The sequence below is a fragment of the Kribbella sp. NPDC059898 genome (assembly GCF_042730855.1).
Taxonomy (GTDB): Bacteria; Actinomycetota; Actinomycetes; order Propionibacteriales; family Kribbellaceae; genus Kribbella.
Window position 1 is genome coordinate 36,170 of the sequence record NZ_JBHWKR010000024.1, and the last position, 20,826, is coordinate 56,995.

At 66.5% G+C, this 20,826-nt stretch carries 22 protein-coding genes and 1 CRISPR repeat array; of the genes, 14 read left to right on the forward strand and 8 right to left on the reverse strand.

All coding sequences use genetic code 11. The annotated features are described in order from the left end of the window. Positions 1-502 precede the first annotated feature (502 nt). From ACFV9C_RS41610 to ACFV9C_RS41625, 4 genes are all read right to left on the reverse strand, one after another. Complete coding sequence (locus ACFV9C_RS41610; protein ID WP_380203005.1) at positions 503-991, reverse strand: hypothetical protein; 489 nt, start codon at positions 989-991, stop codon at positions 503-505. 53 nt (positions 992-1,044) lie between these two features. Continuing rightward, positions 1,045-1,242: a hypothetical protein gene (locus tag ACFV9C_RS41615; protein WP_380203007.1), complete on the reverse strand. Its 198-nt coding sequence runs from the start codon at positions 1,240-1,242 to the stop codon at positions 1,045-1,047. 1,099 nt (positions 1,243-2,341) lie between these two features. Then, positions 2,342-3,463: a YhcG family protein gene (locus ACFV9C_RS41620; protein WP_380203009.1), complete on the reverse strand. Its 1,122-nt coding sequence runs from the start codon at positions 3,461-3,463 to the stop codon at positions 2,342-2,344. 436 nt (positions 3,464-3,899) lie between these two features. Next, positions 3,900-5,201, reverse strand: a complete 1,302-nt coding sequence (locus ACFV9C_RS41625; protein ID WP_380203011.1) for a HEAT repeat domain-containing protein — start codon at positions 5,199-5,201, stop codon at positions 3,900-3,902. Between the two features lie 147 nt (positions 5,202-5,348). Here ACFV9C_RS41625 and ACFV9C_RS41630 point away from each other — a divergent pair, with 147 nt between their 5' ends. The 12 genes from ACFV9C_RS41630 to ACFV9C_RS41685 all read left to right on the forward strand — a co-directional run bounded on the left by ACFV9C_RS41630 (position 5,349) and on the right by ACFV9C_RS41685 (position 14,981). After that, positions 5,349-5,588 (forward strand): hypothetical protein, encoded by a 240-nt coding sequence (locus ACFV9C_RS41630; protein ID WP_380203013.1) that lies wholly within the window; start codon positions 5,349-5,351, stop codon positions 5,586-5,588. Between the two features lie 185 nt (positions 5,589-5,773). Further along, on the forward strand, positions 5,774-6,427 hold the full coding sequence (locus ACFV9C_RS41635) for a hypothetical protein (protein ID WP_380203015.1): 654 nt from the start codon (positions 5,774-5,776) through the stop codon (positions 6,425-6,427). 619 nt (positions 6,428-7,046) lie between these two features. Then, complete coding sequence (locus ACFV9C_RS41640) at positions 7,047-7,613, forward strand: hypothetical protein (protein WP_380203017.1); 567 nt, start codon at positions 7,047-7,049, stop codon at positions 7,611-7,613. Positions 7,614-7,736: 123 nt separating this feature from the next. Next, entirely contained in the window at positions 7,737-8,339 is a 603-nt protein-coding gene (locus tag ACFV9C_RS41645; RefSeq protein ID WP_380203019.1) for a hypothetical protein, read from the forward strand. Beyond that, positions 8,336-9,286 (forward strand): hypothetical protein, encoded by a 951-nt coding sequence (locus ACFV9C_RS41650; protein ID WP_380203021.1) that lies wholly within the window; start codon positions 8,336-8,338, stop codon positions 9,284-9,286. Before ACFV9C_RS41645 ends, ACFV9C_RS41650 begins: the two co-directional genes overlap by 4 nt. Positions 9,287-9,677: 391 nt before the next feature. Then, positions 9,678-10,013, forward strand: coding sequence for a divalent-cation tolerance protein CutA (cutA, locus tag ACFV9C_RS41655; RefSeq protein ID WP_380203023.1), 336 nt, complete (start codon positions 9,678-9,680; stop codon positions 10,011-10,013). After that, positions 10,003-10,530: a hypothetical protein gene (locus ACFV9C_RS41660; RefSeq protein WP_380203025.1), complete on the forward strand. Its 528-nt coding sequence runs from the start codon at positions 10,003-10,005 to the stop codon at positions 10,528-10,530. Before cutA ends, ACFV9C_RS41660 begins: the two co-directional genes overlap by 11 nt. A 137-nt stretch (positions 10,531-10,667) precedes the next feature. Continuing rightward, positions 10,668-11,294 (forward strand): HAD-IA family hydrolase, encoded by a 627-nt coding sequence (locus ACFV9C_RS41665; RefSeq protein WP_380203027.1) that lies wholly within the window; start codon positions 10,668-10,670, stop codon positions 11,292-11,294. A gap of 1,114 nt (positions 11,295-12,408) precedes the next feature. Next, the gene (locus ACFV9C_RS41670; RefSeq protein WP_380203029.1) at positions 12,409-12,708 is read left to right on the forward strand and encodes a hypothetical protein; all 300 of its coding nucleotides are present in this window, start codon (positions 12,409-12,411) and stop codon (positions 12,706-12,708) included. A gap of 148 nt (positions 12,709-12,856) precedes the next feature. After that, a CRISPR array of direct repeats spans positions 12,857-13,120; the repeat unit is 19 nt; unit sequence GCTCCCCGCGGACGCGGGG. Between the two features lie 164 nt (positions 13,121-13,284). Continuing rightward, complete coding sequence (locus tag ACFV9C_RS41675) at positions 13,285-13,752, forward strand: hypothetical protein (protein ID WP_380203031.1); 468 nt, start codon at positions 13,285-13,287, stop codon at positions 13,750-13,752. Positions 13,753-13,791: 39 nt separating this feature from the next. Next, positions 13,792-14,193 carry a hypothetical protein gene (locus ACFV9C_RS41680; RefSeq protein WP_380203033.1) on the forward strand — a complete coding sequence of 134 codons (402 nt, stop codon included), beginning with the start codon at positions 13,792-13,794 and terminating at the stop codon, positions 14,191-14,193. A 5-nt stretch (positions 14,194-14,198) separates the two neighbouring features. Further along, a complete protein-coding gene (locus ACFV9C_RS41685) occupies positions 14,199-14,981 on the forward strand; it encodes a hypothetical protein (protein WP_380203035.1) in 783 nt (260 codons plus the stop codon). Between the two features lie 74 nt (positions 14,982-15,055). Here ACFV9C_RS41685 and ACFV9C_RS41690 read toward each other — a convergent pair whose 3' ends face one another. From ACFV9C_RS41690 to ACFV9C_RS41700, 3 genes are all read right to left on the reverse strand, one after another. Next, positions 15,056-15,721: a 2'-5' RNA ligase family protein gene (locus ACFV9C_RS41690; RefSeq protein ID WP_380203037.1), complete on the reverse strand. Its 666-nt coding sequence runs from the start codon at positions 15,719-15,721 to the stop codon at positions 15,056-15,058. 102 nt (positions 15,722-15,823) lie between these two features. After that, complete coding sequence (locus ACFV9C_RS41695; RefSeq protein WP_380203039.1) at positions 15,824-16,363, reverse strand: hypothetical protein; 540 nt, start codon at positions 16,361-16,363, stop codon at positions 15,824-15,826. Positions 16,364-16,416: 53 nt separating this feature from the next. Beyond that, positions 16,417-16,755: a hypothetical protein gene (locus tag ACFV9C_RS41700; RefSeq protein WP_380203041.1), complete on the reverse strand. Its 339-nt coding sequence runs from the start codon at positions 16,753-16,755 to the stop codon at positions 16,417-16,419. Positions 16,756-16,896: 141 nt separating this feature from the next. Between ACFV9C_RS41700 and ACFV9C_RS41705 the strand changes: the two genes are divergently transcribed. Together ACFV9C_RS41705 and ACFV9C_RS41710 are read left to right on the forward strand one after the other, a co-directional pair. After that, entirely contained in the window at positions 16,897-17,283 is a 387-nt protein-coding gene (locus ACFV9C_RS41705; RefSeq protein WP_380203043.1) for a hypothetical protein, read from the forward strand. 473 nt (positions 17,284-17,756) lie between these two features. Next, positions 17,757-18,461, forward strand: a complete 705-nt coding sequence (locus ACFV9C_RS41710; protein ID WP_380203045.1) for a hypothetical protein — start codon at positions 17,757-17,759, stop codon at positions 18,459-18,461. Positions 18,462-19,615: 1,154 nt separating this feature from the next. Here the strand turns inward: ACFV9C_RS41710 and ACFV9C_RS41715 are convergent. Continuing rightward, positions 19,616-20,818 (reverse strand): hypothetical protein, encoded by a 1,203-nt coding sequence (locus tag ACFV9C_RS41715; protein WP_380203047.1) that lies wholly within the window; start codon positions 20,816-20,818, stop codon positions 19,616-19,618. Positions 20,819-20,826: the final 8 nt, after the last annotated feature.

Sequence of the window (20,826 nt, forward strand, 5' to 3'; positions counted from 1 at the left end):
CCGCGCCGACACCGTGCACGGACTTCACCGCGCGCGCCGCACCGACACCATGTACCGACTTCACCGCGCGCGCCGCACCGACACCGTGTACCGACTTCACAGCGCGCGCCGCACCGACACCATGTACCGACTTCAAGCTCTCGTTCATCACGACTCCCCTCGTTCGGTCCTTGGCCAACGGATCACGACGGTAGCCGAGTTGTCGGCCAATCACTACCCGTCATCAACCACCTGTCAGCAGATTGCATGAAGTTGCAGCCATACCCAGACCAGACCGATCGCAGCGCAGCAAACGCGGGGATATTCATGTGTGCAAGCAGCGAGAGCATGCGGCCCCGGTGCATGGCAGGACAGGCGGCCGAGAATCGCTGCCGACCGGGCGCGAGATGCTGAGACATCGGTCAGCTCAGCCCCATCAGCAGCACCAGCCTCAAAACACATCTCAGATAGGCACTCGAAATCTGAGCGACAACTGGTCTTCGGCCGGGGAGGTCGCGTCGGGTTACCGCTCACCGACCACGGTCGAGGAGATCGGTTGCCAGTGCGTCCGCCATTGGCGAACTGTGGTGACCCAGGGCACGGGCAGGTGGCCGAAGTTGATGTCGGTGAACTGGTGAACCGTCCAGTCGACGATCGCCTCGCCGGCCCACTCCTCGCGGTGTTCATCCCACAGCAGTGGAACCACGGCAGCGAAGTGCCCTGCGAGCATCAGTCTTACGCCTGGGAATCGCGGGTCCTCGCCGAACCGTGCACCCGCGATGGTTCGGGCCGGCAGATGTCGAGTCATGCACACCTCAGCGAACTCGCCCGAGATCTCGGCACAACGCTCACGGACGAAGAGCGGATCGTCGATCCTGGCGCTGTACCGAGCGCGGAACGCCTCCACGGCCTGGGTCACCTCAGGTTCGAGAACCAGGTCCGTCGCGGGCCTCTGTACGTTGCCATGGGCGTCGGGATGCTCAAGCGACCATGCCTGGGAAGAACGCACCATCATTGCTCCTGGTCCCAGCCTCAACTGTGAATGACGGTAGGTCGCGGCAGTTCCTAATCCACGGTTGCGAGCACTCGTTTCATGATCTCGCCGACTCGATCCTGCCACAGTTCGATACGTGCCCAGGGACCCCCTACCACTGCCGACAGCACGCTGGCCAGACTCAAGAGAACGAAGGCGAGAGTCAACACGTTCACCGCGATGAATACGCCAAGTAGCCGAAGCGCTTCCAGGACGATCTGCGCCGTCACCGAGACCATCGATCCTGCACTCCGGGCCGACGTTGTCGAGCTGCCCATCCTGATTCCTTTCATCCAGATCAAACGCTGACACAGTTCGGCAGTCGCGACACTCGGCATTGGCCTGCGTGTCATGGGATGCCGCAGCGCACCTTGCCGCCGAGCGACCACTTGCTGCGTCCTTCTAAGAGAAGAAGGCCCAAAGGTGCGCCGGTCTGTGACAGATCCACAGAGACTTTCCCGACCCGACCGGCACCCTCAGCTCCGCCGGCCACTGCCAGCGACCCGCTGCAACGCTCAAGATCGGTCCGGTCGGCCCCCCAACCGGCGGCAGCCGCGGTCGCCGCCTGGGTTGCAGCGGTCTCAGGTGCGCGAGTGTCGTCCAGGTTAGGAGGGTCAGGTGAGCGCATGCTGTCTCAAGGCTCGTCGCGGGTGGACCCGGTCAGTCATCGTTGATGCTCGTTCTGCGGGGCACGAACCTGACATCCGGCACTTGTCCCACGCCGCGTGGGACGAATGTTTGAGGCACGGCGGGCGCAGGGCTGAGCCCGCGCGGTTGGCGCGGCGCCGTCAGCCGGCGCTGATCGACCCGCTGACCTGTGTGAGCTGGTTACTGGCCTGCGCGACCTGCCGTACGCTGGCCGCCCCCCTTTCGGTCCCCGCCCAGCTCGGTCTGGACCCGGTCCGCGGGATCGTCCGGCCACAGAGTCCTGCTGCCTGATGTGCCGGTTGCGAGGCCGCGTACCGACTGCCGCATGCGTTCGATCCTGCCGTCCAACCGCTGTGACGATGTCGGGCTGGATTTCGATAGGCCCCCGGGGGAGGAACCGATGATGCGACGCTGCCGATACACGGCCCCGTCAGACCTGACACACATGCCGCGGACGTGATCCGCCGACTGCGTGGTCTGCTGGCGATCGTGTTGTGCGTCCTACCTACTGGGGTTGACCCAGTTGATCGGGATGCTGAGCTACTCGACCGTCTCGCCCGCAGGACGCATCGATAGTTGCCGGCTGTCGTAGCAGCTGCCAAGGCCCTCGAGCGCGGGCGCGCACTCGAGGGTCTTTTCGCCGTTATTTGGACCGCCGATCAGACGGCAAACGGTACCCGACTAGTTGTCGATGGGCTCGTCAGGGAGCGCGTCGGCCAGAGTGTGGTCCGCGTCGAAGGGCTCCTCGAGTATGGCGGTGAGCTCGTCCAGGTCGGGCAGATCGAGATTCTCCAGGCCGGGCGCATCGGTGAAGTTGGCTACGGCGAGCGGCGAGGTGTTGTTGCGCAGGGCGTAGCGGACAGCGGCCTCGTTGCGGCTCGCACAGAGCAGGATCCCGACTGTCGGGGCATGGATGGCGGGCTTGCGCAGTTTGTCGTCGACCATGGCGACGTAGAAGCCGAGTTGTCCGGCGTCGGCCGGCTTGAACTTGCCGATCTTGAGTTCTACGACCACGTGGGCCAGCGCATGGGTGTGGAAGAGCAGGAGGTCCACGGTGTATTCGTCGCCGTCGACGTCGAACGAGACTTGGCGGCCGAGGAACGCGAAGCCCCGGCCGAACTCGGTCAGGGTGGCCTGGAGATGGTCCATCAGGGCCTGCTCGACATCGTGTTCGAGCTTGCGCGGTGTGAGGTCGAGGAAGTCAAAGACGTAGGGGTCTTTGGTGATCTGTTGCAGCAGTTGCGCCTCGGGCGCGGGTAGCCGCTCGACGAAGTTGGTTGGCGCGGCACCGAGCCGCCGCTGGAGCCCGAGGGCGATCTGTGTCTCGAGCATTTCCAGTGACCAGGTGTGCTCGACTGCCTGGGTGGCGTACCACTCGCGCGTCGGGGCATCGTCGAGCTTGTCCAAGAGTGTCCGGACGTAGCGCCAAGGAAGTTGTCCCACGTCGCGTGGGACAACTTCTGGTCGGGGCCAGGAGGCTGCAAAAGCTCGCATGTAGTACAGGTTGGACCTCGAGAATCCCCTGGTGTCCGGGAACTCCGCGGCTAGATCCTTGGCCAGCTGCTCGATGATCTTCGCGCCCCAGCCCGCGGCCTGTTGTTGGGCCAGGATCTCGGTGCCAATCCTGCGATAGAGCTCGAGCATCTCGATGCTGACCGCGTGCTGCGCGCGGACCCGCGCGGTCCGGACTTCGACCTTGATCCTCTCGAGAACGACGCCGTAGTCGGCGGGGACCGATGTTTCGCCGCGCACCGGGGTCCTGGACGTCTCCGCCGGCGGCACCGCCTTCTTCCGCCCACTCATGGTCCGAGCCTACGGATAGACACCGTCCACGAGCCGCATCTACGCGCGGACCTCGAGGGGTGAGGTTCCTGCTTTCGGTCTGCGTCCGACGGTGACGACCTCTGTCCAGGAAACGTGAGATGCACTACGCCGCGAGCAAGCTTGCCCGGATTGCCGGGCCCAGCAACATCATCGGCCGGCAAGCCCGTGGGCGGCCGCAGCCGCGGGGAAACGCGCCGTTGCGCATCGCGTCCCGACTTGCCGGCAGAACAGGGTGGGACGCGCCGTCTCACGCGACGGCGGGCCGGTGTCAACATGGTGAATCGCTGGTTCCGGGTCCCATCATCAGCACCAGGCCTGTTCCCTCGAATGTTCGCCAGCTCGATACGACCGCCCGGCATGTCCGCATCGGCCCGTGGCCGAGCCGATCTCAGCGGCAGGTGGCCGCCCGTGCCGATCAGAACAGCCAGGTCTCATCTGTGATGAGGTCAGGGAGGTTCATCGGGAGGCCGGCGTAGCCCCGGATGCCTTGACCGATCTTTGGCAGACCTGCCGCTTGAAGCGTTTCGGCTAGTCGGTAGATCGCGTATCTGTCGAAGGTAGTGATCACGGGGTGGTCGGCTAGTGCCAGGATGATTTGCTGTTGTCCACGGGACAGGTCGACGAACATCGGGGACGGGTCGATTCCCTGGACGTCGAAGGTCTTGGTGATCACCTCGGCGGCGAGTGTGTCGCATTGCCAGACGTCCGTATAGCGCAGGCAGTTCGCGATCGCACCGAGTAGGTCATCGTTGGGGACGCTGTTGAGCAGCAGGAGAAGGGTTCGCCCGGTGTATGCGTGCGGGTTGCCCTCGTTGTGATCGGTGTGTGCCTCCGGACGCGGTCCAGCCGCGAAGTCGGCCAGCGCGGTGAACGCCCGCGTGACCGTGTCGCGGCTAGGCGCGGAGCGATCGCTGTTCGGGCCGGCGCCGGCTCTGACCAGCGCCGTGGCGGCAGCCCACCGGATCAACGGATCAGGTGCCTCAAGCTGGTCTTGCAGGTCTCCCGTCCACTCGTTGGCGCCCAGGAGACCCAGTCCGATGAGGGCGGTTGCCTTCACGACCGGATTCTGTTCGACCGTGACACAGGCGCCAAGCGCCGGCACGATCGCCTCTCGCTCTTCAGGGAACCAGTTGAGCAAGTAGGCGGTCCGGGTCCGGACCGCGGCGTCCGGGTCGTCGAGCAGCGATAGGAGGGATGGGATCTCTCGACGTACTGCGTCGTAGGAGCGCAGTGCACCTTCACGGCCGTCGACTGGGTTCCCGGCTGCTGCCCATTCGCGCAGTTCCTCGAGCTCGCGGCGTTTCGCGTCGCTGGTTTCGGTGGTGAGCTGGTCGTCGCACCACCGGACGGTCTCCTCTGGGGGTTGCGCCGCGGCGCGCCACGCGACCGTGTCGATGCCCATCGGCAGGTCGTACTCGTCGTGCCAATCCACCGCGAGCCGGGTCAGGAGCCAGAGCGCGTCGACGCGCGCCTCGGGCGGTCCAGCGATCGCGATCCTGGCGAGGAACGGTACGGCGTGCGGCGAGGCCGAGTACCGAGTGCCCTGGTGGAAGATGCTCGCGAACAGATTGCTGAACGCTTTCTCCCGGGCTGCCTGGTCTGCACTGCAGGCAGCCCGTAGATCGGCGGGCACGTCGGTTGCGTCGCCATAGGCATGGTTCAGCTCGGCCCATTCGATATTGTCCAGCCCGGCCAGGAGATCGGTGACGTCAACCATGCCTCGACTGTCCCACAATGGCCCGACACAGCTCGCTCGTGACAGGTGCCGAGCAGGTCGCGTTCGCACCTCTGCCTACTGAGTCCGCGCCCCTGCGGCCCGTGGTCGGAGGTCCGATGGACACGCCACGGCAATCGGCTCGCGTACGTGCAGCTCGTCACCACGTACGACGAACGGCAGCTCTACCTGCGGGTCATCGAGCAGGGCCTGGCCGGCGGTCTCCCCGTTGACATCCTGGAGGACGCGCTCGAGCAGCTGCCCGAGTTCTCCAGCTTGGACACGCTGGAGACGAACCGGCACGTGGCCGACCGGCTCACGGACTGCTCCGGCGGGCCGTTCTACGACTCGGCGAGGGTGCACCAGGCGATCGGCGCCGACGACGAGTGAGGCGGCCTGCCAGGCGCGCCGGGCACTCGGCGTCAAGGCTGCTCCGCACGCTCACCATCACCTCGCGCTGATGGCCGCACGCCGCAGCTGAGTCCGTTGAGCCGAACGAGCTGCTCCAAGCTGCCCGGGAACGGATCGAGTCCGTATCTGGGGAGCCCATGTCTCGGTCCGAGCTCGGAACGGCGGTGCGCGAGTGGATCTGGGAGGGGACAGGCTGCAGAAGCAGTTTCGACGGCCACTACGTCGCCCGTCTCGAGCGTGGCGTTGTACGTTGGCCCAAACTGGAGTACCGCGAAGCGCTCCGCGGGATCCTGCAGGTCGCGACTGATCTGGAGCTCGGGTTTTACCCGCCTGTCCGCGGATTCTCCACGCAGAACCAGAACTCCTTGCTCGAAGCGGTGCGCGCCGCATGGGCCAAGACCCGAAAGATCGACATCCACGGCCAGAACGTCGTGCTCGACGCCGACCATCCGCTGGCCGAGCCGCCGACGACCCGCGTCGGCCGAGCTCGCGCCAAGCAGACCCTGCCCAATGGGTACTGCGGCCTGCCGATCGAGTCCGACTGCGAGCACGCCAATCCCTGCCTGACGTGCGCGCTCTTCGTCACCACGCCAGCGTTCCTATCGCAGCACCAGGCCAGGCTGCGCTCGTCCCTAAAACTCATCGATCAGGCCGAGGAAGCCGGCCATCTCAGGCTTGCTGAGAAGAACCGCAGCATCGCGGACAACCTCACCCAGATCATCAACGCCTGCCAGCCCGAGTGCGCCGGTGATCATGAACCGGCGACCGAAGACCCGTCTTCGGCAGGACCTCCGGAAACGAGGCACGAAGGAGCGTAGCTGCGGGCCGGGTACGACGAGGCCATCAAGGCGCCGGAACGCCTGCCGGGCGGGGACGCTTGATCGGGTGAAGATCGCGGCCACCGAAGCTCGAGATCGGGAGCGCGGCACGACGCCCTGAGCGAGGCTGGGCACACGCCCGGCTTGCCCGCCCATGACCAGCGGATGGGGGGCCGCGATCGATTCGCCGAGCAGCTGCTCGAACGAGCTCCGCGACAGGCCAACGGCCGTGCGCAGAAGGCCGTGCCTGAGGTACGTCCGAGTGCGGCACCGATGCCGGATGGTTAGTGACCGAGGCTGGCCAGCTCGTCGCTGTTTCGGGCACCAACGATGCCTAACCTTGAACTTGTCGAGTGCCAACGTACAGAGATTCAGGGGACCTTGGTAACCACGTAGCTGCTCTCGCGCAGGGGCCGCGCGGCGGCTCGGTGGCCGCCGCCGGCTGTTCCTAGACTTCGATGCTATGGACGCTACCTGCAGGTCGCGACGCGCGACGCGGTCCGTGCTCAGCTGCGCGATCACCGCGCTCGACAAGGTCGGCGGTGCGTGATGGGGTTCGAGGTCGAGCTGGGTCGACGGCCGCGTCGACGCGCTCATCGCTGCTCTGGAGGAACTAGGCATGTCGGTGTCCCGCGCCGCCGCCAGCGAACTGATCCAGGAACGTGTGCGGTGGGTGTCGACCCAGATGGGGATCTCCCCCACTGCGGCTCGGCGGTACCTCACCGACGACGCGCTGATCGAGGTGGCTCGCACCATAGTTGTCTCGTTCGCCGACGAGACGCCGGGCGCCGACGTCATCGAATCGGCCCGAACCGCGGCGGTGCCGCTACCGGCTGTTGGCCGTTGCGTCGCCGGACTCGCCGAAGCCATCCAGATCCGGCTCTGGGAGCTCGACGACATCGAGCACCTGCGCACCACCGTTGCCCACCTGGCCCAAGCCCTGTCCGCCATGGGGCAGGTCACGGCGGATCAGGCACCCAGCCCATCGGCCGGTGCCGTGGTGGTCAGGATGCCGCCGGGACTGGTGAACCGTGCCGCGCGCTACCTCGATGGCGCCGCCGAGCTTGCCAGCGCCGGCGTGCTGCCCGAGGACTTCGACGCTGCCCGCGCGGCCCAGCTTGCAGCCACGTTCACCCGAGACGCTGCGGCCTTGCGCTACTACGCCGATGAACTGCACGACGTGTGAGTGGCCCTTCGGCGGTCGGGGCTGTCCGGACCCCGTTCCCAAGCCCGCCGGGGACAGCGATTCATTGTTTCTGACAGGGGTTGTCGGGTGGAAAGTGTCCGATGCCCCGATCACACTGAGTGCGTGACTGACGACGATTCGGTTCCGCCTGGTTGGCTGGTCGATCACGAGCAGCAACTTGAGGAGGCCAAGGCGCAGGTCAGGCGGCGCACGGTAGCCATGGAGCAGACGGAGCCTGGCAGCGCGGCCCGCGACCAGGCCAGGGAGCGGCTGAACGACGCGATGAAGATGCTTCGGCTGCGCACTGACCAACTCGGCCAGGCCCGGGTCGCCGTCGAGCGACATCGGGCCAGGGTGGCTCAGTCTGTCCGGTGGCGTAGGCCGAGCACCTTGCTGACCGGCGCGCAGGTTGTCGCGGTCGTGGCTCTGGTCGTCGCGGCGGCGCTCGCTGGTGTACCGGTGTGGGGCTGGATCGTTGCCGCGGTCGGCGCTGTCCTGTGTGTCCTTCAGTTCGTGGTCGTTCGCGCACCAGATCTCGGGGGTTGGCCGCCGGCGGCTGCGGCGGTCAGTTGTCTGCTCCTGGTCGTCGCTGGCCTGGGGGCGCTTGGTGTGTTGCCGGGATGGGCCGGGGTGCTGGCAGGGATCGTGATGTTCTGTGTCGGCGCGGTGCTCGTTGCCGAGCGATTCTTCGATATCGATGTACTAGCGGGAGGGCAGCCCTCGTGAGCTACAGCCACAGCTCCCCCGACGAGTTCGCTGACGCACGCGATCTCGACGATCTCCGCTCCGAGGTCAGTCGCCTTGAAGAGGACCTACGCGAGCGAATTAGATCGCTGGACCGTCAGTACGCCGACCTGTTCGATAATGTCGAGGGATTGGGCGCCGAGGTCCGCAACGGCACCGCGGAAGTGCGCGAGGTGCGGGCCGAACTCGAGCAGTTCCAACGGCGGGTCCAACGTCAGACGGCATGGTTCCTCAAGACGTCCACGATCCGGCGCGGAACGGTCGCCGAACTGGACGAGGTCAGCGGCGAGATTTCGGAGTGGGCGATCGCGTTGCGGCGCGGGAACGCCGCTTCCACCCAGCTTCTGTCCGATGCGATGCGCAAGGCTCATGAGGGCAGCATCGCGAGGTACCGCGCCTGGATTTCGAAGGGCAGGGATCTCGACGACAGGCTCATCACCAGTGTCCGAGCTACGACCGATCGCGATCTTGCGGCTGAGGAAGATTGGAGCGCCTACGAGGAAAGTCACACGAGCAGCAGCCAGCACCACCAGACCGGGCGCTATCTCCAGCAGGGCGCCGAGACCGCCACTGCCGCTCTGCAGGCCGACGACACCCTACGGGCCAGCCTTCAACCGGTCCTGCACGCGCATGAGACGGCCTCACACAATCTGACCAAGCTGATCCTTGACCGGCTCGAGGCGATGCTGAACAAGTCCCAGACACCTCCGCTGTGGTTCGTCCAGGTGCTCGGTGCTCAACCCGTCAGGGACGGCGAGTGGGACGACGACGAACCCAACTGGATCAGAACCACGGTCATGCTGGTCACGTACCGAATCACCTACGGCGTCACCGACCCGCTCGAGGCACTAGGGCGACCACTGCATCCGAGTCCAGTGCAGGAGCAGCAACGACAGGACACAGAGCGAGCTGTCGCGCGGTACAGGTGACAGAACAACGCCTTACTGCAGGCGATGCAGGGATCGCCTGCATCCCGTCGACTGTGCACCGCCCTGCACAGTCGTGTTCTCGAGCATCCACGTTCTGCGGCCAATGGCAGCCTTCCCAGCAGACGCCAGCGCGATCCCATCGTGCAGGCGGCCGGATGGCCGGATCGCAATGGTCTCCGCGGACGCGGCGATGGACCACCCTCAGGCACAGTGAAGGACGCATTCTCCCAGGCAGCGGACAACCAAGCGCAGACCTCGAAGCTGCTCACCAAACCGTGCGACCCGCAGGCATCCGCCGGCGGGATCCCGATCAGGACGACAACCCCTGTCCCGTACCTTCACCTCCCCCGGCACGCGTACGAGGCTGCAAAGCAGTCCGTTTGGAGACGCAATGACAAATGCTTGGCAGGTATCGACCACGGCGGCCTCGCACGAGGCCGCTGTGAAGCTGGCGAGCTCCGCGGTACGAGAGGGACTTGCTGCGAGCGCACAGATTCTCGGGCCGGCCACAACGATGGTCTGGCACGAAGGCGAGTTCGCCGAAATCGAGGAGTGGCAACTCACCTTTATGACCCTCGAAAGCCGTTTCGACGACCTCCACGAACACCTCCTCGAGACGCACGCCTGGAACAACCCGCAGGTGACCGCTGTGCCGATCGTCGCGATCTCAGTCGACTACCAGACCTGGCTTCATCGCACTCTCGACCTGGGCTCCCATGGCGAATAGCCCAGACCCGCACACGCAGATCGACCGCGACACCCTGCTGAGCTGGCTGATCGCCTCGACAGACCAGGTCGCCCAAGCCTCGGGCCGCAGGCCGGCACGCGAGCTCCTTCAGTGGATCACCCGCGGACGTCTCGGCCGGACTGCCGGCTGGCCGCAGCCGCCACGGCTGGACAGCCCGTGGCAGGACACGATCTCGGGTGAGCGACCCGGATGGCGCGAACGTGCCGCCAACGATCCCAGCGAGCCAGCTGGTGACTTCGCGTTCGCTGTGGACTACCAGATCTGCCATCACTGCACGGTCGGGTGGGTCGAGCAGCCGTACACCCGCGAGGACCTGCAGCGGGGCGGACTCGCCACGGCCGGGTTGGCAGCGCTGCGCAGGGACCATCCCGGGCTGGCCTGGCACACTCTGGGCGGTCATATCTCGGGTTCGCAGCCGTTCTGGTCCACCGCGGGGTCTGGGGTCGCCGGCTGCTACGAGCAGCGAGACCTGTGCCGCCATCTCAACGCCCGGTGAGGCGCCTGCGCCCCGGCATAGCCAACTGCCGCTCGCCGTCCCGCGAACCGCGGCGGCGCGCGTACGCCGCGCCCGGGCCGCATACTGAAACTTGCCCGTCGCCGGTTCACCAATCGGCAGATCACAGGGAGACCGCGGTGCGAGCAACCCACTACGACGGCCTGATTCTCGATTTTGGCGGCGTGCTCACAACCCGAATGCGATTGAACGGGGAAGCCTTCGAGAGATCAGAAAACCTGTCGCCGGGCGCCTACTTCGCAGCCTTGGAAGACCATCCCGACGGCGTCGCCGTCTACGCCGCGCTCGAGGTCGGTGAAGCCACCCAGGAGGACTGGAACCAGGTCATCGGCGGCATCCTCGGCATCGACCCCACCGACCTGATGCGCCGCGCCCTGGCCAACCTTCGCCCCGAGCCACAGATCGTTGCCGCAGCCAAGCGAGCTCGCGCGGCAGGTATCAAGGTCGCCATGCTCAGCAACAGCTTCGGCCTCGAACCCTACAACCCCTATGCGGACAAGGGACTGTGGACGGACTTCTTCGACGCCGTTGTCCTGTCCGAACGAGAAGGAATACGGAAGCCGAGTCCGCTCATCTACGAGCGGACCCTCGACGCACTGGGGCTCACCGGACCGCAATGTGTCTTCGTGGACGATCACGCGGAGAACCTGCCGCCAGCCGAGAGACTGGGCATCCACACCGTGCACCACACAACGAACCCAGCAGCAACCATCGAGGTCCTTGACGCACTCCTCCCCCGGACCTAACCGGACGGTCGACGCGGAGCTGCCCAGCACAATCACGGCAGCGGAGCAAGGCGGCACGGACTAGAGCCCAGCACGGGGAACCACGACACACGTCCCTGCGCCCGGCCCCGCCCAGGGGAGACTTGCACGCACTTGGCGAAGCCGGGTGCGTGGACACGGCAAAGATCCGGGCGCACGCCGCTGCGGTTCTTAGCCGGCCAGAGGCGGCCGCCGATCCCCGTGATGATCCGCCATCAGCCAGTGACCGCCGCTCCCAATCTGCCGTACGCTGTCCTCCCCCCTTGCGGTCCCCGCCCAGCTCGGTCTGGACGGGGACCGCGGAAACCATCGAGCCACCGTGCCCGGCGTCGGCGACCACCGCCCCCAGACGGATGCCACCCCGCGCGAATCTGCCATTCGGCCGTTGTAACGATGCCGGGCTGGATACCGATAGGCCCGCGGGGGGAGGGGAACCGATGATGCGACGCTGCCGACACTCGGCCGTCAGACCTGACATGCACACCGCGGATGTGATCCGCAGGCTGCGAGCTCTGCTGGCGGTCGTGGCGTGCGTCCCACCCGCTGGGGTCGACCCGGTTCAATGGGACGCCGAGCTACTCGACGGCCTCACTCGCGGAGTGCGTCGATAGCAGCCCGGCCATCGCGGCACCGGTCAAGGCCCTCGAGCGCGGGCGTGCGCTCGAGGGCCTTTTCGCCGCAGCCGGGCTGCTTCACCCGGCTCACAGATCTACTCCCCCTGCAGATTCGCCAAGGCTATTCGGCCAAGGCCCGGGCCCGGACCTGCCGGGCGTCTGATCGACGCGACTGTCGCCGATTGCAGTCCATGGAAGCGCGAAGCCCGAGCGCCACGGTCGTCCGGCCGGGTCTCGGGCTCACTGCCTGGAGCTCAACGCTCCAATCGTGCCGACTGTAGCACTGCATCACCTCGCATCGGACTCACGCGTCTACGCCCGAACAGCAACAACCCTCAGACAAGTCGGAAGCGCAAAGGTCGGGTCGATATCGCTGCGCTCACCCGGCACAAAGATCGGCGCTCGCCATCAGAGCCAGCACGCCAGCCCAGTCTGCCGACTAGCGTCATTGAGCAATGCGACGATCGGCTACCGTCGACTCGGTGAGCCGCCAGTACACCGTGAAGCTTCCACTGCAGACGTCCGGCCTCGACGACGCGGCCGCCGTACGGGTGCTACAGAACGCTCTTGCCGCCCATCAGCCCAACACACCCCACTCGGCGTCACTCAGCAGGCCACTGGATGCCGCCGCTGGGCCAGGGGGTGAGGTGACCGCCTACCTCGAGATCTGCGCCGACACGAACGCCGAGGTCGAGCGTCGCGCCGCAGCGGTGCTGTCAGCTATCAGCTGGCACGGCATCATCGCCACGGGTGCGATCACGATCTTGTCGGTGGGCGTGTGACTGCCGGCGTCAGCTGGCTAGAACGGTTACGTCGGCTGCAAGGAGCGGCCTCGCGGTCCGGGTCGTCGCCGCTCCGTGCGTCGGTTCAGTAGTCGATCCCCTGATCGACGCCCTCGCCTCGTCCCTGCTTCCCGCAGGCACGAGGCGGCTGCTCCCCGCGGACGCGGGGATGATCCCACCATGAAGGCGATCCAGGACCTGCAAGTAGCGTGCTCCCCGCGGACGCGGGGATGATCCGCACGTGACGATCTGCTCGGCGACGCCGGGGGTCCCGCTCCCCGCGGACGCGGGGGTGATCCCGGCTTCTACCCGAGCGCCGCCGACATCGACTCTGCTCCCCGCCGACGCGGGATGAGCCCACCTAGGCATCGAACCTTCTGGCCATCAAACTTGTTTCCCCGCCCACGCAGGGATGATCCGCGCGCCAATGCCTGCGAGATTCGGATCGCTTGCTGCCCGTCGAGACGTGGATGATCCGGAGGCGCACACCGAACTGGTCACGGCCCTGAACCCGTCCCCGCGCGGACGCGGGGACGATCCCTGCCTGCTCCGGTCTCAACAGTTACGCTCCTGGATGTGAATGGCTACACGGAGAGAACGTGGGCTCGTTGTGGGCCGATCGCCGGCCTTCCCGGCGACGCGTCGACGCTTCTGATCGATGCCAGTGAGGCGGCCGCGGGAGGGCTGGATCTGGAGGCGGAGGGCTTCGCCCAGATCTTCTCGGGGCTCCGCGTTGAACCCCACGCGGAGCTGTACCTCGTGATTCCAACGCCGTACGACCTGGAGGTGGTCCGGCAACGGGACTTCGATCCGGCCCGGTTCCAGCTGCCGGCGATCATGGCCGGCACTTTCTCCCAGCCCCATTCTCAGGTGTGGCTGGAAAGCATCGCGCGCGACCTGTTGGTGCTCGTCGTGCCAGGACTCACTGACCTACCCGACCTCCTCGGCAGCGGCGTGGCAACAGAGTTGGCGTTGCCGCAGGAGCAACTGCGGGCGGCCTGGTGCGCGTTCGCCAGGATTGTGACCCCGGTACAACCTGCGTAACCCACACGCCCCCTCGGGGGACAACGAAGGAGAGGTAGCGTGAAGTCGTTCTTCACCAAGGCTGCCACCGACTGGCGCCACTCGACCGGGAAACTCCAGGTCTATGTCGTTGCTCCGCCAGAGGTTCGCAAGCTGGCCGCGCTGTACCAGGAAGCGATGGCCCCGTTCGAGCAGAAGCTGGTCAGCCTGCAGCCGCTGGATCATCTGCACTTCACTGTCCAGATGATCGAGCGCCACTATCCCCAGGACCTCGACACCGCAGGGCTGCGCAGCCTTGCCGCCGAACTCGTCGGCGAGCTGGCCAGCGTTGCACCGTTCGATCTCACGGTCGACTTTGTCCGAGTAGGCGCCCACGGTCTCACCTTTCCTGGGGGCCGATCGCCGGCGCACGGGCCCGGATTACGCCGTAGACGAGAGATGGGGAGCGTGTTGTGGTGCTGACGGTCATGAGTGTGAACCTGCGCTACGGGGCGAAAGATGATGCCTGGCCCGGACTGGCGGGGGTGATCCGTGATGTCGCTCCGCAGGTCCTCCTGCTGCAGGAGGCTGTTGGTTGGGCCAATGACGATCTGGCCAGGTTGCGGGTTGCAGAACGGGATCTGGGGATGCGGGGCGCATTGGCGCCCAGCCGGACCGGGTTTCACACCGCGATCCTGATCAACGAAGGCTCCGTTGGGTGGGGTGAGTGGATCACCAAGTACAACCACACCAGCCTGCATGGCCACGCCGAACTCACCATCACCGTCCCCGGCCTTCCCAGACCACTGGCGGTCATCTCGGCGCACCTGTCCCCGTACTCGGCCGACACCGCCGCCCAGGAAGCCCAGGTTCTGATCGGGCGCGCGCACAAGACCGGTGGGTATGGGCTGATCGGCGGCGATATCAACCACATCCCGCCCGGCGACACCGAACCACCCTGGGACGAGGTCCCGGCCCACGACCGCTCTGCCCGCACCGTCCCCGGTGATCCGGTCCTGCGCGCTAACCACATCGTCGGCCAGGTCCTGGCCCGCGGTGACCTCGTCGACGTCGCCGCCCACCTCGCCGACAAGCACAGCGACCCGGGCCTGCGGGCCTGGACCGGGCACATCGGAAAGGTCCGTACCGACCAGGTCCACATCACCAAGGCGCTGCTCCCTGCTCTGACCGGCTACCGCACCGCCGCCACCGCGCCTTGGAGCGACCACGATGCCGTGGTGACCGTCCTCGACCCCGCCCAGCTGGACTGAGAACACCCCGGCCCCGTACCGAGGTGGTGGGGATGTGCCGGAGGCGGTTGACCGGTCTACAGGCGTAGCGGTGTTCAGCGAGGTAGCGGTCCTGCCGCTCGGGCCGCATTTCCCGCCGGTGGCAGCTCGATGTGGTCCAGGCGGCTCCAGCTGTAGCGGCCTTCCACCGGATCTTGCGTGACCGCGACCAGCTCCACGGCTGGAACGGTGAACGTGACCGGCGCCGCCCATACGTCCTTCACCGACCGGATCAGCGCGTCGGAATCGCCTGCGGTGCGGCCGTAGCCGATCGTGATGTGGGGCTGTTTCGGAGGGCCTGCCAGCACCTGCTCGCCGAAGGCATTGCCGACCGCCGCACGGCAACGCGCGACCAGTTCGGTGAACGCGGCCGCGGGCGGCGGCGACCACAACGACACGGCGTGCACCCCGACCACGGCCGGTCCAACCGTGACGTCGAACGGCTCGAATCCGCCCAGCTCGGTCCTCAGCCGATGCTGCAAAGACTCCTCGTCCATCAAGCCGGTTCTCGCGGCGCCGCGGCTCGTGTAGGCCTGGAGCATCTGGACGGTCATGTGCAGCCACTCCAAGGGCTGAAGACTCACCAAGTCCCCATGCGCATGCATCACTTCGTGGTACTTGGCCGCGAGCTCACGGACAGGGTCCGGCGCCACGATGTACAGGTGCAGCTTGCCAGCTGGCTGGTCCCAACGGGTTTCCGGCAAAGCGAAGAATGGTCGCATCGGTGCAGGCTAAACCTGCTGCCCGCGGAACACGTGCGTGAACTCGCTGTCCGGGTGCAGGACCTGCATACGCTCATGCACGGAACGCCTGAGCTGCCGGGTTCAGGAGTCCTGGAGGTCCGCCAGGATGGTCAGGATGGTCTCGCCCTCGAGCTCGTCGAAGACGTCCAGGGCCTCAGCGGCGGTTTTACGCAGGTCGGGCATGACGGACTCCTCCTCGGCGATCGCGAACAGTACGTCGACGGTCCGCAAGATGATGGAGCCGATCCTGACCATGGCCTGGTCCGTCACCGCGGCATCAAGCGGATCGTCGCCGATCCCGAGCCCTACGGGGGTGAGCCGGTCCGCCACGCCGTCGATCCGCCACCGCCCCGCGAGCGGCCCGACCGCATCGTCGAGCAGCTCGGTGGCCTCGCGGCAGACCCGGCTCACGTCGGCTTGTTCGGACGGATCGCCGCCGGCCGCTACGGTCATGGCCGCGACGGCCAGGCATCCGATCCCGGCGGTGGTCAGGGCTGGCCGGAGCCTGGCCAGCCTCACGATGGCCGGCCCGCTCGCCGCCTCGACCCAGTCCAGCGTGGCATCTGCCTCGTCGAACGCAGCCGCCAGCCGCTCCGCAACAACATCCCCGGACTCACTCATTGCCCGATGGTTCCACCTTCCGCCCCACGCGCCCAGGCGGCGCGCTCGCAGCGTCATTCGGGGTACTGCAGGAATGCTGCCTGGACCCGCAGCAGGTGAGACTTGGGGTGCGTGGCCTCGTACCGCTCGAGGACCTTCTCGTAGCGGTGCGCGTCGAACAGCTTGACCGCTTCTTCGTCTTCATCCAGCCCGCAGGCCATCGCCAGCGCGGCTCCTTCCCGCACTGCGATGGCCTTGGTCGGGTAGACCCAGATATCCAGCCGGCCGGAGCCGCTGTAGCCGCGGTGGGCCAGCGTCCATACCGCCGGGTCCTTCGTTGTGTCCACGGTGCCATCTGGGTGGTACGTCGTCGACGACGTCACCTGCCGGATGAACGTGATAGCGCGGCTCACTGCACCGACACTATCGGCCGGTCCACCGAGATAGCACCGGGCAACTCCCGAACGTGTCCCCAGGGGCTCCGGCAGCCGGGAACGAGGAGCGGATGATGGACTAGTCCCTGGCTGGCTCGTTCCCGAAGCGCGGTGGTCGTGGTGTCTCGGCTGGATTGGGCCGATGTGGTCGACCAGGCCCGTTCGATCGTCGCGTCGTACGCCGAGCGGGTCACGCTGCGCCAGTGCTTCTACCGCCTGGTCGCGGCCGGGACGGTGCCGAACACAGCATCGGCCTACAAGCGACTGTCGGCGCTGACCGCCGCGGCCCGTCGCGCCGGGACGTTTCCCGATCTGGCCGACCACGGCCGGCAGATCGCCCGGCCGCTGTCCTTCGACGGCGTGGACGACGCTGCGGCTTGGCTGCGGCGGGCGTACCGGCGGGATCGCACCGCCGGGCAGCCATCGGCGATCTACTTGGGTGTGGAGAAGGACGCGCGCTCATCTCGCAACTGGAGGCTTGGTACGACGAGCTGGGGCTGCCGGTGATCGCGCTGCGCGGGTACGGCTCGCAGACCATCGCCGATCAGGTGCGCGACGCCGTCGAGCAGGACTGACGGCCCGGGGTGCTGCTGCACGCCGGCGACTGCGACCCTTCCGGAGAAGACATCGGCCCGCGGGCAGATCCGGTGGCCAATCCGGTGGCTGGCGTTCCGCTACCGACCATCCTGGTGGGCCGGGAGAGCAAAGCAATTCGGAGAGTCTCAATATCCGACTGCGCCACTACTTGCGGCCGGCGATTCCGACCCCTTGGTCGATGCCATCGGCAAGCAGTGGCGGAGTCGATGCCGCCCAGGCAGTGACCTTTACCGTCCGCGAGGTTCAACTGCTCGCCGTCGACCAGGACCGGAGTACCGGGCATTACACGTGGCCCGCCGGCACCACCATGGCCTTGAAGGCGTGACTCAGAGACGCTCGCTAGCCCCTGGCCAGCGGTCGTCTGCGCGGTAATGTCGTCGGCTATGGGAAAGAAGAACCGGCACAAGGGCCAGTGCCGGCGAGGCCCGGTGATTCCCGGGATGGCCGAGGACGTCGTGCTCCCGACCCAGGCATCGGAGCGGGAGCTCCATCGGCGAGTCCTTGAACAGGTCCTGCGGACGAATATGTTCCTGCTCAACTACCTGTCCTACGTCGAGGACGGCGGTTTCAACGTTCCCGGCCGGACCGAGCCTCGCCGAACCCACGAGTCCATAGAGGTATTCGAGATGCGCCGCGAGCTGCTCCGGCAACAGGTCGCTGTCCAGGCTCGGTTCGGGACTTGGAAGGAGCTGTGCGCCGAGGAGCTCCAGCGCACCGCGCCGTCGGACGCGGGAGCGGTTGCCCTCAACCTCCTCAGCATCGGGAACCGGTGGTGCCAGGATTCGGGGTTCGACCCAACCGCCGACGACTATCGCGACGGTGCACGTCCGCTGCTTGCTGCCATGTGCCCCGACGAGCACCAGGACCGCGGCAACGACGTCCTGGACATGTTCTGGAACGAGATCGTCTTCCACCGCGACCCCGCCATCGAGGAGACCGTGGCCAGATACCCGATCGCCACAATCCACGCCACCGCCGCGATGACCACCTGGCTGTACAGCGAACCCCAGTGCGTACCGGACCAACCCACCCGACGTCTGGAGCTGTGCGACCAATCCGCGCAGATCATGTCCCACGGCATCTACTGAACGGGCCACTCAACCCGAGTCCAAATGCGACCTGACGGCCAAACGGGTGTCAGCTTGGGCAAGGGCGTCCGGCCGCGCCTGTGACGATCTGCCGGGGCGAGGTCAGTGGCGGGGCGAGGCGGGTGCGGTCCTTGCCGCCGGGTGTCGCCACCACTGCATCAACTGGCTGACGCTCATGACGACACAGCAGATGGCCAGGGGCCAGGCCCACGGATCAGTCAAGTACCGCAACGGGATCAGGCCGTTAGCCAGGAGTAGACCGGCCAGCACCAACTGCAGTCCTCGGACCAGGTGGCCCGCGTGGAATCCGGGTGCGCGGCAGTCACACATGAATCGGTCGGACCCGAACGGCGCCTCGCTCCACGACGCCAGAACTCCGGCACTCACCAGGGTGACTAGCGCTATGCCGACACAGATAACAAGTGCCTCCATCATTGTCCTTCCGTTGGCTGGAAGACCCCCAATGGGTCTATCCCTCTTGTCTGGAGAAGGCCCGGCTCCGGGGCGGTCTGTGACACCCGAGCCACAGATTTCGCCTTTTCGCCCGCTAAGTGTGGTGTCCGGAGACGTTCGCAGTACTGGGCCTGCCCCGAGTACCTCCGTTCGCCGTAGACGCGCGGAGGGTCCACACCGAGTTGCATCCCGCGTCCGTTGGGGATGATCCGAACTGCCGTGCTGTGAGCCACGCGGTGTCAGTGGGCACAGCTACCATGTGTTCCAGGCAACCCGGGATCACCCGGTAAGAAACCCGCCCCGTCTCCGATCAGCCAGGATCGCCACTGGCAGTCGCGCATTGCTTCCCGCGGATGCAGGAATGATCCCCACATACTCGAGCAGTTCCCCCGCGAGTATCTCTGCTCCCTGCGGAAGCGGGGATGATCTGCAGTTCTTCGGGACCAACTCGCGCACGCAGACCTGATCCCCGCGGACGCGGGGATGATCCCGGGACCTACGACCGGTACCGGCAGAAGTTCCGCTGATCCCCGCGGACGCGGGGATGACTCCTTTGCTTCTAACAGGTTGCCTCGGGAGCCCGCTACCGGGGCGTCGCTGTTGGTGTAGCGGCGCCCCAGTCTCATGCCCAGGCGAATTGGTCGCCAAGTGGTGAGCCGGCGCGGAGCGTCATGTGGCCGTCGGGAACGCAGTGCAGGTGATCACTGAGGTATGTCGAGCCGCCCGACCAGCGACTCCTCCGCAGATTCGCTGGTAATCACGACGTAGACGCTGTCGCCGCGAATCGCTCCGCCGTCGACCGCCCACGCGGCGGTTGTCACTGAGCCGTCTGGGCGCACCACGCGCAGCAGATGCTGCAGCGCGTCGCCTTCAGCAGAGTATGTGGCCGCGTTGATGATCTTCTGTGCACCGGCAGACAGCTTCCCGGTCCAGCGGTAGGCAGGCGGGACAGATCGCGAGTCTTGGGCGCCGCGGTACTGGACAGGCAGCGTCACGCTGCCGGCGTCCGCGGTGATTCCCGCGTCCGGCAGGAAGTTGGGATCGGCATCGGCGGCGTCGCCTTCGCGGGTGAACGGCCGGTCCGCGACCGGGGCACCCGACGCATCGCGCCTGCGGGCGACCGCGTGGATGGTTCCGTCCAGAGCTACGGCAAGCACACCACGATCAGACTCCAAGAAGATCGTGCCGTCGTCACCGGCAGCCAGGCTCCGCAACTGAAAGATGCCCGGCAGCGGCCAGGCGAGAGCCTTGGTCCCGGCGGGTGGCGCCACCGAACGCGCGATGGCGCCCGGATAGTCGTCGTCGCTCAATGGGGCTGACCGCCCTGCGATGGTTGTCACCCGTCCATCGGCCTCGACCCGCCGGAGCAGGCCAATGTCTTGACGCGATGCGTCGAGGTAGCGGACCTCGCCGTACACCAGTCGGCCTTGCGGATCGACGCAGATTCCCGTGATCGCCGAGGCAGAGCCTGTCGCCGGTCCGCCGTCAACCGTGAACCCGAGCCGGCCGTCACCAACCATCGGTGTCACCTTGCCGGAGGCATCGATTTTCGCGACCTGCCCGATCCCCTTGAGGGAATGCGAAATATAGATCGTCCCGTCGTCGGCGACGGCCAGTTGCGATGCCGAAGTGACAGCCGGATCGACAAGAATGTGCTGCGCTCCCCCGCCGGGCTGGAAGACCCAGATGGTTGCCCGGTTCTTCTCACTGATCAGCAGCCGAACCACCCCGTGCCCGTCGACCTCAAGGTCGCGCACGGACCCGCTGAGCCTGGCCTCGTCAGCCTTCGTCGCGGACGCATCCGTTCCACCGCCGGCCACCACGGTCAGAGCCTGGCGTTCCTGCTGCTTCGGTGAGTGATCCGCACAGGCAGTGAGGAACAGACACTCGGAGGCAGCCAGCACTACGGCTA